The 16,056-nt window shown below is 38.1% G+C and carries 15 protein-coding genes; 9 read left to right on the top strand and 6 right to left on the bottom strand.

The window, feature by feature from the left end; genetic code table 11:
- Window positions 1–2,466, bottom strand: coding sequence for a heme lyase CcmF/NrfE family subunit (locus tag OC25_RS13055; protein ID WP_039476716.1), 2,466 nt, complete (start codon window positions 2,464–2,466; stop codon window positions 1–3).
- Window positions 2,467–2,471: 5 nt separating this feature from the next.
- Window positions 2,472–2,906 (bottom strand): cytochrome c maturation protein CcmE domain-containing protein, encoded by a 435-nt coding sequence (locus OC25_RS13050; RefSeq protein WP_039476977.1) that lies wholly within the window; start codon window positions 2,904–2,906, stop codon window positions 2,472–2,474.
- A 255-nt stretch (window positions 2,907–3,161) separates the two neighbouring features.
- Between OC25_RS13050 and OC25_RS13045 the strand changes: the two genes are divergently transcribed.
- The 4 genes from OC25_RS13045 to OC25_RS13030 all read left to right on the top strand — a co-directional run bounded on the left by OC25_RS13045 (window position 3,162) and on the right by OC25_RS13030 (window position 9,078).
- Window positions 3,162–3,842: a hypothetical protein gene (locus OC25_RS13045; RefSeq protein WP_039476715.1), complete on the top strand. Its 681-nt coding sequence runs from the start codon at window positions 3,162–3,164 to the stop codon at window positions 3,840–3,842.
- A 56-nt stretch (window positions 3,843–3,898) separates the two neighbouring features.
- Window positions 3,899–5,908: a hypothetical protein gene (locus tag OC25_RS28235; RefSeq protein WP_209435591.1), complete on the top strand. Its 2,010-nt coding sequence runs from the start codon at window positions 3,899–3,901 to the stop codon at window positions 5,906–5,908.
- A 150-nt stretch (window positions 5,909–6,058) separates the two neighbouring features.
- Entirely contained in the window at window positions 6,059–7,408 is a 1,350-nt protein-coding gene (locus OC25_RS13035; RefSeq protein WP_039476713.1) for a hypothetical protein, read from the top strand.
- A gap of 65 nt (window positions 7,409–7,473) precedes the next feature.
- Window positions 7,474–9,078 (top strand): Na+/H+ antiporter, encoded by a 1,605-nt coding sequence (locus OC25_RS13030; RefSeq protein WP_039476712.1) that lies wholly within the window; start codon window positions 7,474–7,476, stop codon window positions 9,076–9,078.
- Between the two features lie 162 nt (window positions 9,079–9,240).
- Here the strand turns inward: OC25_RS13030 and OC25_RS13025 are convergent, their stop codons facing one another.
- From OC25_RS13025 to OC25_RS13010, 4 genes are all read right to left on the bottom strand, one after another.
- Window positions 9,241–10,662, bottom strand: coding sequence for a Glu/Leu/Phe/Val family dehydrogenase (locus tag OC25_RS13025; RefSeq protein ID WP_039476711.1), 1,422 nt, complete (start codon window positions 10,660–10,662; stop codon window positions 9,241–9,243).
- A gap of 631 nt (window positions 10,663–11,293) precedes the next feature.
- Complete coding sequence (locus OC25_RS13020; protein ID WP_039476709.1) at window positions 11,294–11,512, bottom strand: CcmD family protein; 219 nt, start codon at window positions 11,510–11,512, stop codon at window positions 11,294–11,296.
- Window position 11,513: 1 nt separating this feature from the next.
- Window positions 11,514–12,176 carry a cytochrome c biogenesis protein CcsA gene (ccsA, locus tag OC25_RS13015; protein WP_039476708.1) on the bottom strand — a complete coding sequence of 221 codons (663 nt, stop codon included), beginning with the start codon at window positions 12,174–12,176 and terminating at the stop codon, window positions 11,514–11,516.
- A gap of 65 nt (window positions 12,177–12,241) precedes the next feature.
- Window positions 12,242–12,907 carry a heme exporter protein CcmB gene (locus OC25_RS13010; RefSeq protein WP_039476976.1) on the bottom strand — a complete coding sequence of 222 codons (666 nt, stop codon included), beginning with the start codon at window positions 12,905–12,907 and terminating at the stop codon, window positions 12,242–12,244.
- A gap of 336 nt (window positions 12,908–13,243) precedes the next feature.
- On the opposite strand from OC25_RS13010, the gene OC25_RS13005 reads away from it, so the two are divergent.
- From OC25_RS13005 to OC25_RS27910, 5 genes are read left to right on the top strand one after another with little or no spacing between them, the layout of a single operon-like run.
- On the top strand, window positions 13,244–13,723 hold the full coding sequence (locus OC25_RS13005) for a methylated-DNA--[protein]-cysteine S-methyltransferase (protein WP_039476706.1): 480 nt from the start codon (window positions 13,244–13,246) through the stop codon (window positions 13,721–13,723).
- Window positions 13,724–13,745: 22 nt separating this feature from the next.
- Window positions 13,746–14,141: a cupin domain-containing protein gene (locus OC25_RS13000; RefSeq protein ID WP_039476704.1), complete on the top strand. Its 396-nt coding sequence runs from the start codon at window positions 13,746–13,748 to the stop codon at window positions 14,139–14,141.
- A 48-nt stretch (window positions 14,142–14,189) separates the two neighbouring features.
- The gene (locus tag OC25_RS12995) at window positions 14,190–14,564 is read left to right on the top strand and encodes an S-adenosylmethionine decarboxylase family protein (RefSeq protein ID WP_245221992.1); all 375 of its coding nucleotides are present in this window, start codon (window positions 14,190–14,192) and stop codon (window positions 14,562–14,564) included.
- Window positions 14,564–15,880 (top strand): DUF4178 domain-containing protein, encoded by a 1,317-nt coding sequence (locus tag OC25_RS12990; RefSeq protein ID WP_039476698.1) that lies wholly within the window; start codon window positions 14,564–14,566, stop codon window positions 15,878–15,880. The genes OC25_RS12995 and OC25_RS12990 overlap by 1 nt, the downstream gene beginning before the upstream one ends.
- On the top strand, window positions 15,881–16,054 hold the full coding sequence (locus OC25_RS27910) for a hypothetical protein (protein ID WP_156131469.1): 174 nt from the start codon (window positions 15,881–15,883) through the stop codon (window positions 16,052–16,054).
- Window positions 16,055–16,056 lie beyond the last annotated feature (2 nt).

The following is a 16,056-nucleotide window of genomic DNA, read 5'->3' as shown; positions in this document are numbered from 1 at the left end:
TTATCCGATCCTGGCTTCTTTTCTTCTTCTAAAAATAGACAATAAGAAACCAATAACCATTACAATGGTACCTGCCCAATATAAATTGATGAAAGGGAATTCGATTGCTTTGAAAACTACCCAGTCTTTAGCTTGTTGCGGTTTTTCAAATATTTGTAACTCTACTTTTTTCTCATCAGGTAAAACCCTCGAGAAGCGGAACTTCAAATCCAGCTCATCTACTTTACGCGCAAAATCGAATGTATTGTTTCCTTTAATTAAGAAAATGGGTTCAGTATTGTAAATTTTGCCTGCAGCATTAATTTCTAAAGGTAAGCCTACAGCATAATCACCTTGTGACAATGCTAAATCTTTGGCTGTAGGCTTTCTGTTTAAATCTTTAACTGTAACCACACCACTCGAAGTATGAATGGTATCTCCAACTGAAACTTTAACAATGCGTGGTGCTTTGTAATTTTCATCATCAGAATGACCTTCATGATCATCGTGGGCAGATTGTTTAACTGCAGCACTTGTAATGTGTGTGTACACATCATAAGTTAAATAATGTTTGGTATCAGGCGAGGCAATTAATCCCATTTTCTCGTTATCCTGCGTGTGTGGATGCAAGTTAAAATCTTCTTTAACCTTACCCTCTTTATCTATAACCTTAAAGTTAAGCGTGTAAAAAGTATTGGGAGCCTGGGTGGTATCGCTTACATAAGTTACGGTGTACTTGCCCATTTGTTTAGGCTCGTTCTTGTATAGCATGATATTTTCGCCAGGTTTCTCTGTTTTTTCAAAATCCTTTACCGGAATAAAATTATTGGCGTTTATTGAAATTGGCTTATTGGTCGCTGCTGATACTAATGCTCCTAAGATTAAAAGTGCAAAACCTATGTGTGCAATGGCCGAGCCTGCCAATTTTGCCTTTCCTCCAAATGCCTGATATAAAACCGCCGCATTTGAAAGCACAGCAAATACACAACTGAATGTGATTATGATGTACATGGTATTGGTATAAACATCTGTTACATATACCAAACCTGCTGTTAAAACCACTGAGAAAATAACTGCAGAAACTAAACTGCTATAGAATTTACGCGGATCGGTTCTTTTGTATTTTAGATATTGTGAGAAACCTGATATCAATGTGATCACCATTGCAAAAGGAGCCTGCCATTGATTGTAGTATTTCACTGCATCTGGTGGCGGTGCGAAGTTTGTTCCAAAAGCTTTGTTAAATACTGGTACTGATGTTGAACAAATAACCTGGATACAAGCAACGGTTACCACTAAAGCACCAATAAACATCCAGAACTCGCGCGAATAGGTTTCTTCATCTTTTGTGGTAATTGGCAGTTCTTTCCATCTCCATACAATTAATCCAACAGCTAAAACAGCAAATACTACATTGTATAAAATCAGGTGGCCAAACATGCCCATATCGGTAAACGAGTGTACCGAGGTATCGCCCAAAATACCACTACGGGTTAAGAACGATGCATAAAGCACCAATAGGAAACTAAAAAACACTAGTGCAATAGCAGTAAAATAAGCATGTCCCGTATTTTTATAGGCAATCATTACGTGTACTGCACCAATCAGCGTTAACCATGGGATTAAAGAAGCATTTTCTACTGGATCCCAGGCCCAGAAACCACCGAAATTTAGCGCCTCATAAGCCCAGAAAGAGCCCATAATAATACCTGTACCCAAAACCATTACCGCAAAAAGCGTCCATGGCATAGCTGGTTTAATCCACTCTTTATATCTTTTTTGCCAAAGGGCTGCAATGCCATAAGCGAAAGGAACAACCATACTGGCAAAGCCTAAAAATAAGGTTGGCGGGTGAATCACCATCCAATAGTTTTGCAATAACGGATTTAATCCCCTGCCATCGGTAATGAATTTAAGATAATCTTTAAAATTTTCAGGGTTAGCAAAAACCACAGGTGCCATTGACTTTAAGTCAACTGCATCTCTAAGCAGGATAAATGGAGAACTACCAATACGTTCGCCAAAAATCTCAACGCCCAACATCATTGAAGTTAAAAACACTTGAGAAAAAGCCACCACTGTCATTACGGGGCGCTCCCAGGTCTTGGCTTTCCAGATGAGCAATGCACCTAAAAACGACTGCCAGAATGCCCAAAGCCAGAAACTTCCTTCTTGTCCTTCCCAAAAGGCCGATACTATATAATATATTGGAAGTTGTTTTGAGGAGTGAAAATAAACGTAGTTATATTCGTTATAATGTCCTAAAATTAAATAGAAAAGCGTAGCACCAATACCAATAATACTAGCCCAGTTAACCAGGAATCCAATTCTTCCGAGATTGCGCCAGGATTTGTCTTCTAAATTTTTCTCGCGACTGGCATAAAAATATGCGATAGTTGATAATAACGATGCACTAAAAGCCAGTACAATAAAAAACTGTCCGATTTTACCCGGCAGCAGGTTTTCGCCTACAAATTGAATATCCATTAAATTTAGTTATATTTTTTTTCGCCGTATTTCCCTACGGTGTCTACCTTACCATCTTTATTTACCTCTACCAGGTTATCGTTATATTTAGATGGGCATTTCATTAAAATTTTCGATGCGTAGAATTTGTCCTTATCCATTTTACCGATAAGTACCAGCTTTTCTGATTTTTCAAAATCCTGCGGTTTAGTTCCGTTATAAATTACTTCACGGATTTCGCCTTTTTCATCTTTCATGTAAAAAGAGAAATGGTTCGCGTCTTTAACCGCATCGTAATACATGCCTTTTGATTTTTCCCAATAACCCATCACATGCTCTTCTTTGTTAGAAGTAGCTGCTTCTTTAAAATTAGAATAGGTATCGGTATTGGCATTTAAGCTAAATAAAATCCCTACCGAGATGGCGATGGTAATCAATCCAATGATGGCACTTTTCTTCATGGTTATTTGTATTGTAAAAGCTGGCAACAAAGATAAAAAAATAGGCATAGCCAGCATTCTTTTAGCACTTTCTTGTCTTTATATTGACAATTAGCTGATTTTTTGGAAGAAAAGCTTCCGGGGGACCACATTATTTATATCCGTTCTTATTAATTCTGCTTTATCTGTTCAGGAGTTAACATTTCATCACCTAAATGATTAATTTTGGTACCGGATAACGAATACGGATAAACGAACCCCTAACCTGCGAAGAATATGCGCCTCAACCAATGCTATAAGCTTTTATTTTTTATTGCCCTTTTACCTTTTTTAAGCTCTTGTTTTGAAGTAATTGAAGAAATTTCGATGAAAAACGACGGTACCGGCGATGTGGTACTGACCATAAACCTGAGCCAAAGTAAAACTAAAGTAGCCTCAGTAATGCTGCTGGATAGCGTACAGGGCTATAAAGTGCCCAGCAAGCAAAAAATACAGCAGGAATTAAATGAGGCTGTAGCTTACCTAAAGAAATCAGAAGGGATCACTAACGTCAAAAGCAATACCGATTTTAACAACTTTATTGCGACCATCAGTTTTTCGTTTAAAGATGTTTCCAATATCAATAACATCACGAAAAATATCCTGGCGAAACAAAAAATTAAGGCCACCAATACCTCGTTATACAGTTACAACAAGACCAGTAAAACTTTTAACAGACAGTACCAGGCCATTGGCACGGCTAAAACCGAATTCAACAAGTTAAAGCCAAAAGACAAGGCTGTTTTTAACGGCGCTACCTACACCAGCATTTACCGTTTCGAATCGCTTGTAACAAGTAGCACCAATCCGGCATCAAATGTATCAAAATCGAAAAAAGCAGTGATGCTTAGAAGCAACATTAGCGATTTAATAAACGGAAAAATTAACGTATCCAATTCAATACAACTAGCTAAATAACACAACCATTTACCTGTAATTACGCAGGTGCAATGCTCACACCACAAAAATTACCAATGAAAAAAATTCTATTTTCCTTCTCCCTCCTCTTATTGTTCAACCTGGTCAAAGCTCAGGATCTGGTTAAAAAAATACCCGCAAACGCTTTTACTGTTGCTACCATTAAAGGCGATAATATTTTTAAACTGATGTTTGTAAAAGATTTTAACGAATCTTTTGTTGGCAAAAAATTACTGGAAGGTACTTCAAAATCGCTCGATAAAAACTTTACTACTATCGAAGATTTCGGGATTAACCTGGATAAAAACATGTATTATTTTAACCAGTTAACCGATAGTATTACCTATAACTGTTTTCTGATCCCCTTAAAAGATGCCACTAAATTTGAAAGCCTGATTAACAACAAGGATAATAAAATTAAAACCACCGGCGATACCAAAACCATGGTGCTGCCTGATAGTACCAGCATTATTAAGTGGAACAATAACATGATGTATTTTGTTACCGGCAGCATTAAAAGTTCTTTCTTTGCTGATTCGGCTAAATCGGCCCAATATGGTATTAAAGATATCAGGTTTCAAAATGATGAGGCTACTTTGGCCGATAGCGCCGCAGTTGCGGTAGATTCGGCATACGTAACCACAACCGACGAGCCTATGGTAGAAGCTGTACCGGCACCACCTGTAAAGGTTAAGGCAAAGCAAAAAACAGCTACCAAAAAGACAGCTAAAAAAGCCACTGGCAAGAAAAAACCGGCAAAGAAAAAAGCTGCAGTAAAACCAAAACAAGAAGTTGAGGAAGAAGTTATAGCTGATGCCGCCATGGATGTTGCAGAAGCAGTACCCGCAGCAGAAAGGGCAAACGCAGACTATGACCTTTACCAGCAGGAACGTGCCGAACAGGAAGCCAAGCAAAAAAGACTGGCCTTTACCTGGATGGCTGCACAAGCCGAGCAAATTTTTAACGGCAACTACGAATCTATTGAAAGCAATAAATCATACACAAGCAGTTTAGATAGCAAAGCCATTGCAGAACTTTGGGTTTCGAGCCTGCAGGATGTTTATAATGCGGTTGCTCCCGAATTTGGCACTTACGGCAAATCGGGTTTAATGAAAGGCTATGGCAGTTTAAATGCCAAACTGTTTATGGATAATAAGAGTTTCCGCATTTCTACCGGATTAGAACTGGCACAAGAACAGGCCGATTCATACAAAAAAATCATGAACAAAAAGCTGAACAAGAACTTTTTAAAGTATGTAAACAGCGAAAAAGCAATTGGTTTTATGAGCTACGCCATTGATACCAAAGCTTATTTGGAAGAATTACCTAAACTGATGAAACAAACTTATGGCTCATTTCTTGGCGCCCGAATGGATGCAGAAATGGACCTAGGTGCTGATCTGCTGTCTCTTTTACTCGATGAAGAAGCAGTGAGCAAAGTAATTAAAGGAGATGCCTTGTTTGTAATTAACGGATTAAATAGTAAAGAGGTAACCTACACGACTTACGATTACGATGATGATTACAAACAGAAAGAAGTGATAAAAACTAAAAATGAAACACTCCCCGATTTTCTTTTTATGTTCTCATCTGATGATACCAGGTTAATTAACAAACTGATTAAATATGGGGTAAACAAAAACTTTGTAAGCGCCGAGGGTAACATTTACAAAATAATAGAGAAGAAAAGTCCGATTGATATTTATTTCCTGATTAAAGATGGCATTGTATTTTTTGGCAATTCACTAACTGAAATACAGGCAATCAACAGCAACCAGGTAAAAAGCCAGATTAGCAAAACACATAAAAACCTGTTGAGCAAAAATAACTTCAGCTTTTTGTTTAATGCTAAAAACCTGGTAGGCAAAGTACCGGCTTCTGAAATTGGTGGCGAAGAAACTGCTAAAAAATTCAACAGCACTTTAGAGAAAATGGGTAATGTATACATGAAATCTAACCCGATTAAAGGAAATCTGGTATCGGCTGATATTAGCGCAGAAATTCCGAACGGCCATGAGAATGCTTTAAAATATTTGTTCTCGTTAATTGAAAATGCAGCGAAATAGATCAGTTTTCAGTTAACAGTTTTCAGTTAACAGTTTTCAGTTAACAGATTACAATTGGCAGTTAACCGATTTAAACAATTAACCATTTGACTACCGAACAGACGAACCAACAGTTAACCGATTTAAACAATTAACCGATTAACCTTAATTATGGTAAAATTTTTAAAAATAACAGCAGCAATATTCTTATTGCTGCTTGTTTTTTTTGCCGGCATGAGTAAATATAGAACACACCAGGCCGAACAGACTGAAATTCCAAAAAATGCCACAAGCCTGATTCAGATTAATATTGATGAACTTTACAAAACTATTGCGGTAAACGTATTAAGCCATCCGGTGTATTATTTTAAATCTGATTTTAAAAAAGATACTGCCGCGGCGGAGCCAGACAAAAGGTTTACAGGCTTGTCTATTCCCCCCAGTATTTACCTCTATAATCTCGCCAATAAACCAACGAATGTTATATTTTCGCGTCTGGAAATTGAGAGTATTGGTGGTTTTGAAAGTTTTATCAAAAATGTATTACATCTGCAAATCACCAAAAAAACCGAAGGAATTAACATGGCCAAATCGCAGCCCGGCAATTTGGTAATCTACTACAATCGTAAAGCAGCAGCATTTGCAATAGCCGCAAGAATAGAAAACCCTGAGCCAGATCTGCTCGACATTTTAAACAAAAAGAATACCGTAAAAGCTTGTGAAAGCAAATTTAAAGCACAACTAGCACTTAAAAAACATGTGGTTTTTAGCAACCAAGACCATAGTGGCTGGATTGATTTTAGAAATGGACAGATCGATTTTGAAGATGTACTGTCATCTGCTGATATTTTACCGGCAGATAGATCTTTTCAGCATCAGCAAAACCCTGATAATACCCTTAACTTTTATTTAAATGCCAGCTTTAAACGGGGTTTAAATCAAGTTTACAGGTTTAAAAACTTTAGCCTCGAAAGCGATAGCTTAATGAAGTATTATAACGGTAATCTCGGTTTAGAATGGACCAACTCAGTTACTCAAACTGATTCTATTATTACTTACGAATACAACGATAATTTTGAAAAGGTAGAAAAAATAAGCTTACAAAAAAGAGAAATACCCGATTTTGTAATCAGGATTAATGCAGATACCAAAGGATTAATGCACTATCTTGATCATCAAAACATCCTGAATGCAGATAGTGGAACTGTAAATAAAACTATATTTCCGCTGTTTAAGGTATTTGCAAAGCATACTGACCAACAGTTAGTTTTAAGCTCGAAAAAAGACTTGAAACCAAAGACCAGCTATACAAAATCGGCTGATTTTTTTACACTGAACATTAACTTTCAGAAATTAAACAAACAGCTTAACCTGCCTTTGATTAACCCCTACCTGAAAAACCTTGCACAATTAAACGTTAAGGGCAAAGCAGATAAATCTGGGAAAATTAATATCCGGGGAGCATTGCGTATGACGAATAAGGATATCAATTCATTGTATCTGCTACTCAGCAGCTTTTAATTTGTCTGTTATTTCTTAACTAAACGTTGGTATATTCGTAGATCGATAATATAAAAACTTCTTAAATGCTTCACGATAATTTGATTCTTATTCTGGTTTTACTTTTGGGTGTAACCCTATTGGTGATGATTGGCCAGAAGATAAAAATCTCCTATCCTATCTTTTTGGTATTAGCCGGCTTACTTATTGGCTTTATCCCTGGTATTCCGCATATCAAAATAGACCCAAATATTGTTTTCCTGCTTTTTTTACCGCCCCTGCTTTATGAGGCTGCCTGGTTTACCTCGTGGAAAGATTTCTGGGAATATAAAGGAGCGATTTTTTTAATGGCCGTGGGTTTGGTTTTTATTACCTCAGTAGCAGTTGCTTATGCATCTGTGGCATTTATACCAGGTTTTACCCTGGCACTCGGCTTTTTATTGGGCGGCATTGTTTCACCACCTGATGCCGTTGCCGCAGCAGCAGTATTAAAAGGCATGAAAATTCCGAAAGTTGTAAGTGCTTTGCTGGAAGGTGAAAGTTTGGTAAACGATGCCTCCAGTTTAATTGTATTTAAATTTGCATTGGCTACTGTAATTAGCGGCACATTTGTGATGCAGGATGCGGCAGTAAGTTTTGTTACTGTTGCCGGACTGGGGATTTTAATCGGCCTTGCCATTGGTGGTATATTTTATGTTATTCACCGGTGGTTACCCACAACTGATAATATTGACACAGTACTTACCTTACTTACGCCATACTTTATGTACATCATTGCCGAGCATTTCGAAGCTTCTGGCGTAATGGCTGTAGTATCGGGTGGCTTATTACTTTCCAGCCAATCGCATGTAATCTTAACTTCAAATTCGAGGATCAAAACGGTTAATGTATGGTCGTCATTAATATTTATGCTTAATGGCGTGGTATTTATATTAATTGGCCTGGCCCTACCCGATATTGTTCATGGTTTAGGCCCCGATTATCCAATCATCAAAGCTATTGGTTATGGATTGGGAATAAGTATACTGGCGCTTATCGTTCGCATGGTATGGTTAGTTTCAACAGCCCAGATTACACTTCTGTTTAACAAAAGAACGAGAATACGTTACCGGGATATGACCTGGCATTCTTATGTGGTAGTTATTTATGCGGGGATGAGAGGTGTTGTATCTTTAGCTGCAGCACTTTCTATTCCGGTAATGATTTCTGATTCAGTGGCTTTCCCTTTAAGAAACCTGATCTTATTCATTACCTTTGTAGTGATTTTCATTACCCTCGTTTTACAGGGCCTTACCCTTCCGCTGGTGATTAAACTACTTAAAATCCCTGAGTCTAAAAGTAAATTAACGGAGCAAGAGCAGACTAATCAGATTAAACTAAAATTGATCGATCTTTCTTTAGATAAGTTAAATGCCGATTATCAGCACCAATGTACACACAATGAATTAATGGTTAACCTAAAGGCAGAACTGCACCATACTTTGAAAGAAAAAAAGGATAATATCCACGCTTTTAAAAGAGGTGATATTGATAAAGAAGATTTGAAAGCTTATCAGGAAATAGTACTAACCTTAATTCAGCTTCAGCGAGACGAGTTGCACCATTTAAAGCGCAACAAAGAATATGATGATGAAGTGATCAGAAAAGAAGAATGGAGGCTGGATTTAGAAGAGTTGAGTGTTACATCTTAAGGCCTGTTTTAAAATCTAAATAAATAGAAAACTCAAACATGGCATCAGCCACAGTTTAACAGTTAACGAACAGAAACTAGAGTGGCCAATAAAAAAAATCCTTGCAAATTTTACATCTGCAAGGATTTTCGCTTTAAGCTTTAGTCTTTCAGCTTTGAGCCCTTATGGCCAAACACCTAAATTCATGTAAGAAACGGCAATTTTATCAATCGAATTAACGAAAGCAGCTGTTCTTAATGTTTGGGTACCAGGCTTGGTCATCAAAGTTTCGCGTATTTCGTGGTACGAGTGGATCATGGTATCTTCTAAACCAGAGTTAACCAGCTCCATTTCAGATGCACCTTTCACAATCATTAAACGGTGCTCAGGAAGAATGGTTTTCCCGGTCAGGTTTTCTAATGTATTGATCAGGTTGGCATTTGAGTTAGCCGCGTAACGGTTTTCCATACGACCAAAGGCCACATGCGAAAGGTTTTTTAACCATTCGAAATAAGAAACCGTAACACCACCGGCATTACAGTACATATCAGGAATGATGATACCGCCCATTTCGGTAAAAATGGCTTCTGCTTCTGGCGTAGTTGGACCGTTAGCACCTTCGGCAATAATTCTTGCTTTGATGTTGCGGATATTCTGCTCGGTGAACTGGTTTTCTAAAGCTGCCGGAACAATGATATCGCAATCCTGCTCTAAACCTTCCATTGAATTTTTGAAATCTTTAGCACCAGGGAAGCCTAAAATTGAGCCAGTGTTTTTACGGTGTGCAAAAACCTCATCAACGTTTAATCCGTTCGGATTGTAAATAGCACCTTCAAACTCGCAAAGACCAACAATGGTTGCGCCAAACTCGGCCAGGAATTTAGCAGAGTGATACCCCACATTACCTAAACCTTGTACAATTACCCTTTTATCGCCTAAACCTGCCTTAAAGCCCAGCTTAGCCATATCTTCTGCAACTTCTACACACTCGCGTACGGCGTAAGCCACGCCACGGCCCGTAGCTTCTTTACGACCACGGATACCATGCAAAGCAATTGGTTTACCGGTAACACAACCCAATGCATCAAGCTGACCAGGGTTCATGGTCATATAAGTATCGGCAATCCAGCTCATTTCGCGTTCTCCCGATCCATAATCAGGTGCAGGAACGTCGATACCGGGGCCAATAAAGTTTTTCTTAATTAATTCTGTAGTATAACGGCGCGTGATGGTTTCAAGCTCGGCAACGCTATATTGTTTGGTGTTAATTTTAATACCACCTTTTGCACCACCAAAGGGAACGTTAACAATGGCACATTTGTAGGTCATTAATGCCGCAAGCGCCATTACTTCATCTTCATTTACCATTTCGCTGTAACGGATACCGCCTTTTGTAGGGCTCATGTGGTGAGAGTGTTCTACGCGCCAGGCATCAATTACTTCAAAACCGTTTCCGCGGCGGATAGGGAACTGGAAACGATACACACTATTACATGTTTTAATCTGGTTCAATAAACCTTCGGGATGATTGGTGAATTGAGCCGCACTGTCAAAGTTCTTACAAACATCTGCAAAGAACTTGTTCTCGTCTGCTAGATTAGCCATTATTTATTTTTTTTATGAATAAGTTTTCGCTGCAAAATTGCCTAAAAAAACCGCACATATCCAAATGCAAAAATACTTAGTGTACAGCAAACACCACAATTTCTGGCCGCTGGGGGCACATTAGACCGTTTTAAGCAAACTGTACAAAAACAATATTTAAACCTGTTTTAAGGCAGTTATGCCCTGCTTAAATCCGAAACAAAACGAAACATTTAGCTGGAATATGAAGCGTTAAACAAGCATAAAAAAAAGTTAAAAAAATATTTTAACACCCTTAAATATACTTAAAACAATTGGATTTACGGCACAATCAAGGCCTTTTTGAAGAAAGTTTTGCATAAAAAAAGTGATCAATATAAAATTGATCACCTCTTTAAAGTTAATCTAAATCGTCCCGTTGATTTAATTTATAACTAATCAAACATCACCAATTAATTTGCAAGAAACAATACTATGTAGTAGGTAATTTACATATTTACTGTTTTGTATACTTAATTAGCGATTTTTAAAAATGCAAAAAGCTAAATTACAATAAGATAAGGATAAAAGCATAATTAGCAAACAGGCCGAATTATTGCGTTTTATTGATTTTATGGCCGAAATAAGTTGTAAACTTATTGCGCAGAAAGACCTATTTTCCGGTATTGCTTTCTTTTTCTATTTTTTTCAATCTTTTATCGATACTAAAAAGATAAGCCAGTAAGCCCAGTAAGATAATTACGATACAGATTACCACTACGTATATCTTTCCGTTATTGCGTAAGGTATCGGCCATTTCTACACCATTATCCTGTGCAAATAACTGCAGGGTAGCCATCATTAATATCAGGGAGAAAAGTATCTTCTTCATTTTAGTTATGTTGTTGTTTGTTTTCTATTGAACGTATTCTGAAACGGATGGTATATACCCAGTAACCGATTAATATCCAGCCTAAACATGCCGGATAAAACACCATCCGCATGCGGCTATCTAAATCGTAACTGTTAAAGCCTGGGTTGCCACCATTTCCGGGGTGTAACGAATCTTTTAAACGGGGAAGTACAAAAAGCAGTACTACCATCATCGGGAAGGCAAAAATGTTATAAATGGCCGAAATTTTGGCTCTTTTCTGCTCCTCATCTATAGCATTGCGCAAAATGAGGTAAGCAAAATAAAGCAATACCGAAATTGCCGCAAAATTCTGTTTCGGATCGAAGCTCCAAAATTGTCCCCAGGTATATTTTGCCCAAATAGCCCCTGTTACCAGCCCCAATAAACCGAAAATAATACCGGCATTTACGCTTTCAACGGCTTTAATATCATCAATTTCACTTTTGGTGCTCAACGACTTGATGCTATAAAAAACAGAAATGGAGAAAAGTACAATCATGGCAAACCACATGGGCACATGGAAGTACAGGTTACGGATGGTCTCGTTTAAAATAGCCAGCCGGGGTACGCCCAGTAATAAACCTGCAATTGCAGTATAAACAACCAGCACCGAAGCTAAAATTTTCCACCAGGTTTTTTTCATATATGTGTATAATTATGAGGTTGAATGATTGAATGCTATCATTCAATCCATCTATCATTCATTTTTTAATCGCGCCAAAGGTAAGGAAATAACAATAAAGAGGTTGCTACCACCAGTACGTTTACCACCAAAAGCATTGCAATTTCGTCATAGCTATTCTCCCAGGGTAAACCATCTACTGCATTTTTGGCCAGCTTAATTAGTAGAATCAATACGGGGATAATAATCGGAAAACTTAAAATTGCCATCAACATGCCTCCATTACCCGCTTTGCTGGCAATAGCCGAAACCATGGTAAATACCGTTGAAAAACTGATACTCCCCAATACCACGGCTATATAATACATCATCAAATCAGGGGGGGTAAACGAATCGAATACCAGGGTATAAAAACCCAAGGCAATGGTAGTGAGCACAAGCATGAGCAAGGTATTGTATACCGTTTTGGAGATTAAAATCGCCGCCGGGCTTGCTAAAATATAACTGTAAAGCTGTTGACCTTTGGTTTCCTGCAAAAAGCTTTTAGATACACCGTTAATCGAGGCGAAAAGCATAATAATCCAAAAAAGCGCATTCCACGTTAATTTATCTCCTAAACTCACAAACGATAAATAACAGGTAAAAATGGTAGAAACCACGTATAACAGCACACCGTTAATGGTATATTTGGAGCGCCACTCTAACAATACTTCCTTGTGAATTAAATATTTAACCTCTTTGGCCAATTGCATAACCGCAAAGATACTTTTATTGATAAATATTGCATGCTTAAATTGTTGTATTGTTGTAATTTTGTTTGAGATCTGGGGCATTAACAATTTAGCCACAGCAGACATCGAAAAAGATTAAAACCACAGATAAAAAGGATTAACACAGATAGCATTTAATTGCAACTAGCGTTATTAGCCACAGAGGCACTGAAGGCGCAGAAAGATTAAAACCACAGATAAAAAGGATAAACACAGATAGTTTTTAATTGCATAAATAGCCACGGAAGCACAGTAGATACAGAAAAATAAACCAAAATCTGTGTTAATCAGAGAAATCTGTGGCAAAAAAGAAAAAATATGAACTACGCATCAGTTATTGCATCGCCTGTTGGCCAGATTACCATCCTTGCCGATGATGAATTTGTACATGCCGTAACTTTTGCCGAGACAGCTATTACAGGATTAACCGAAAATCCGCTCACGTTAAAGGTTGCCCAACAATTAACCGATTATTTTAATGGCAAATTACAGCATTTCGATTTCCCGATGAAACAGAAAGGAACGGAATTTCAGCAGGGCGTTTGGCAAAATTTATTGGCTATTCCCTATGGCGAAACCACATCCTATGCTAAATTCTCGGCACATCAGCCACTCGCTATCCGCGCAATAGCCGCTGCAAATGGCAAAAACAACATTGCCATTGTAGTACCTTGCCACAGGGTTATTGGCAGTAATGGCAAGCTGGTGGGGTATGCAGGCGGCCTGTGGCGTAAAAAATGGTTGCTACAACACGAAAGTGAAGTAATGCAACGTGGACAAACTGAATTAAAATTTTAAAATCAATACCTTTTATTTGCAGATGAATACCGAAATAGCCGACACCCGCAATTACCTTAAAGCCATTCGCTTAATTAATACAGCAAACGAACAATGTTCATTTGAAACAGGCAAAATCCCTATCCGCCAGCACATCAAAGCCAGTCATTTCTTTGCACAAACCGATGTATCAACGCTGGAAAAAATCCCCCATCCTGCCCCACGCCGGCAATATGTACTTACCTTGAAAGGTAAACTTCGTTTTACGGTAAGCAATGGTGAAACTTTTATCATTGAACCAGGCATTATCTTAATTGCAAACGATACCCTTGGCGTTGGGCACACCTGGGAAATTGTAGATGGCAACGAATGGGAAAGAATTTATATCCCGCTTGAAGAAGATGTTGAAGATCATTTTATAGCAGAAAAAAATATCTGAACTTAAAATTCGCTTGCTATAACTTACATTAGAAATACTTTTCTAATTTTGAAAGATACTAAACGCTCAATGACCTATAAACCGGGATTACACATATTAGCTGAATTTTCTTCTGAAAAAACGGAACAACTCTCTTCTTTTCAGGCTTGTAAAGCACTTTTTAACGGATTAATTGCCAATCAAAACCTTGAAAAAGTTGGCGAAGTTTATCACGACTTCCCTAACGGAGGTTTTACGGCCGTTATCTGCTTAACCGAATCGCATCTATCTATCCATACCTGGCCGGAGTTTAAACTGGCTACCTTCGATATTTTTCTATCCAATTACCAGAAAGACAATACCCAAAAGGTAAGGGATATTTATGACGCTGTATTGCACTTTTTTGAAGGTAAAGAAATGCAGAAAACTGAAATTGTACGTTAATGGAAAATTCAGTTCAATCATTTTTCAAACTGTCAGAAACAATAGCTTGTTCGGTATGCAGGCAAAATATTGTCCTGTACGAACCGGCCAAAAGCGAATACGTGGTTTGCCCTTCTTGTTTCTCGTATTTACACATTTTTACCCGGGCAGAAACAAGGCTGAACAGAAAATTAGAAAAGCCCAAAAATGCTCCGGTTTTAAAACTTGGCTCAACAACCAATATCCACGGTGTCGATTTAAAAGTAATTGCGTACCTCGAAAAAAAGGAAGCAGAAACAATATACTGCTGGAGAGAATATATTTTAACCAGCCACGATAAGGGCTATGTTACCTTAGCCGAATTTAATGGCCATTGGAATTTCATCGCAGGCGAAGATTTTCTGCCCGATTATAAACAACCTACATCGTACGGTGTAAGTGTAGACTACAAAGAGGTAGAGTACAAGCTTTTTAACAGGTACAGTCCAAAAGTAACAGCCATGCTTGGCGAAGTGGATTGGAATGTGGTAAATGAAAAGGTTAAGGCTACAGAATATATCGCACCGCCATTTATGGTTGTAAAAGAGGTGATTAATAAATCGCAAAACCTTACCAATTACTACATTGGCGAATACCTGAGCAAGGATGAAATTGCTACCGCATTTAATCTTGATAAAAGCAGTCTTCCGGAACAGATTGGTATTGGTGCCAATCAGCCATCTAAAGCTTACGACAGGTGGATGTCTTCTTTAAAAATAACCGGCATAGCTATAGTTGCGGTGTTGCTTTTGCATTTGCTTTTTGGTGCTGTAAAACCTGAAAAAGAATTAATAAACGACGATTTTTTAATTACCTACGATGCCAAGGCCGGTGCTGATGCTTTCAAATCTTTCATTACGCCTTCATTTGTTATTGAAGATGAATCATCCAATATTGAATTCGATATTGCTTCTGGTGTTGACAACAACTGGCTGGAAACTACCATTGTACTGGTTAATGAGGCCGATAACCGAACCTGGGAAGTGAGCAAGGGTATAGAATATTACCATGGTGTAGAAGATGGCGAAAGCTGGTCGGAAGGTTCAACCAGAGAATCGGTTCTTTTATCAGACATACCGAAAGGCAAGTACCACTTAAATGTATATCCATCATCGGGAGATATTTACCGGAACAACCTGTATATCAGGGCTACTACTAATGTGAGCATGATCCGCAATACCCTGATTACCATACTGCTGCTTTGCATCTTCCCGGCCATTTGCTGGTATTTAATGCGCAATTATGAGAAAAGAAGATGGAACAACAGCGATTTTTCACCCTTTGTAAACGGAGATTAAATGGATTTGAAACCAATTAAATATTACCTCATTGTATTACTCGTTATTTTGGGCTTTTACGGTTACAGCGGCCTGCGCGGGCATGCCTATTACCAGGATAATGTAGAAAAAAACACCGAATTCAATGGATCCAGCCGTCACGGAGGCCATGTAAACAGATTTTACCATAAATAAAA

It is taken from the genome of Pedobacter kyungheensis, assembly GCF_000812965.1.
In the GTDB taxonomy this organism is placed as follows: Bacteria; Bacteroidota; Bacteroidia; order Sphingobacteriales; family Sphingobacteriaceae; genus Pedobacter; species Pedobacter kyungheensis.
Note: the sequence above shows the minus strand (reverse complement) of the source record. Positions and strands in the feature narration are given on the sequence as shown.

What these genes read in the sequence shown, in the direction of transcription:
- OC25_RS13055 (WP_039476716.1), bottom strand. Translation starts at nt 2,466, where the DNA reads ATGGATATTCAATTTGTAGGCGAAAACCTGCTGCCGGGTAAAATCGGA.
- OC25_RS13050 (WP_039476977.1), bottom strand. Translation starts at nt 2,906, where the DNA reads ATGAAGAAAAGTGCCATCATTGGATTGATTACCATCGCCATCTCGGTA.
- OC25_RS13045 (WP_039476715.1), top strand. Translation starts at nt 3,162, where the DNA reads ATGCGCCTCAACCAATGCTATAAGCTTTTATTTTTTATTGCCCTTTTA.
- OC25_RS28235 (WP_209435591.1), top strand. Translation starts at nt 3,899, where the DNA reads ATGAAAAAAATTCTATTTTCCTTCTCCCTCCTCTTATTGTTCAACCTG.
- OC25_RS13035 (WP_039476713.1), top strand. Translation starts at nt 6,059, where the DNA reads ATGGTAAAATTTTTAAAAATAACAGCAGCAATATTCTTATTGCTGCTT.
- OC25_RS13030 (WP_039476712.1), top strand. Translation starts at nt 7,474, where the DNA reads ATGCTTCACGATAATTTGATTCTTATTCTGGTTTTACTTTTGGGTGTA.
- OC25_RS13025 (WP_039476711.1), bottom strand. Translation starts at nt 10,662, where the DNA reads ATGGCTAATCTAGCAGACGAGAACAAGTTCTTTGCAGATGTTTGTAAG.
- OC25_RS13020 (WP_039476709.1), bottom strand. Translation starts at nt 11,512, where the DNA reads ATGAAGAAGATACTTTTCTCCCTGATATTAATGATGGCTACCCTGCAG.
- ccsA (WP_039476708.1), bottom strand. Translation starts at nt 12,176, where the DNA reads ATGAAAAAAACCTGGTGGAAAATTTTAGCTTCGGTGCTGGTTGTTTAT.
- OC25_RS13010 (WP_039476976.1), bottom strand. Translation starts at nt 12,907, where the DNA reads ATGCAATTGGCCAAAGAGGTTAAATATTTAATTCACAAGGAAGTATTG.
- OC25_RS13005 (WP_039476706.1), top strand. Translation starts at nt 13,244, where the DNA reads ATGAACTACGCATCAGTTATTGCATCGCCTGTTGGCCAGATTACCATC.
- OC25_RS13000 (WP_039476704.1), top strand. Translation starts at nt 13,746, where the DNA reads ATGAATACCGAAATAGCCGACACCCGCAATTACCTTAAAGCCATTCGC.
- OC25_RS12990 (WP_039476698.1), top strand. Translation starts at nt 14,564, where the DNA reads ATGGAAAATTCAGTTCAATCATTTTTCAAACTGTCAGAAACAATAGCT.
- OC25_RS27910 (WP_156131469.1), top strand. Translation starts at nt 15,881, where the DNA reads ATGGATTTGAAACCAATTAAATATTACCTCATTGTATTACTCGTTATT.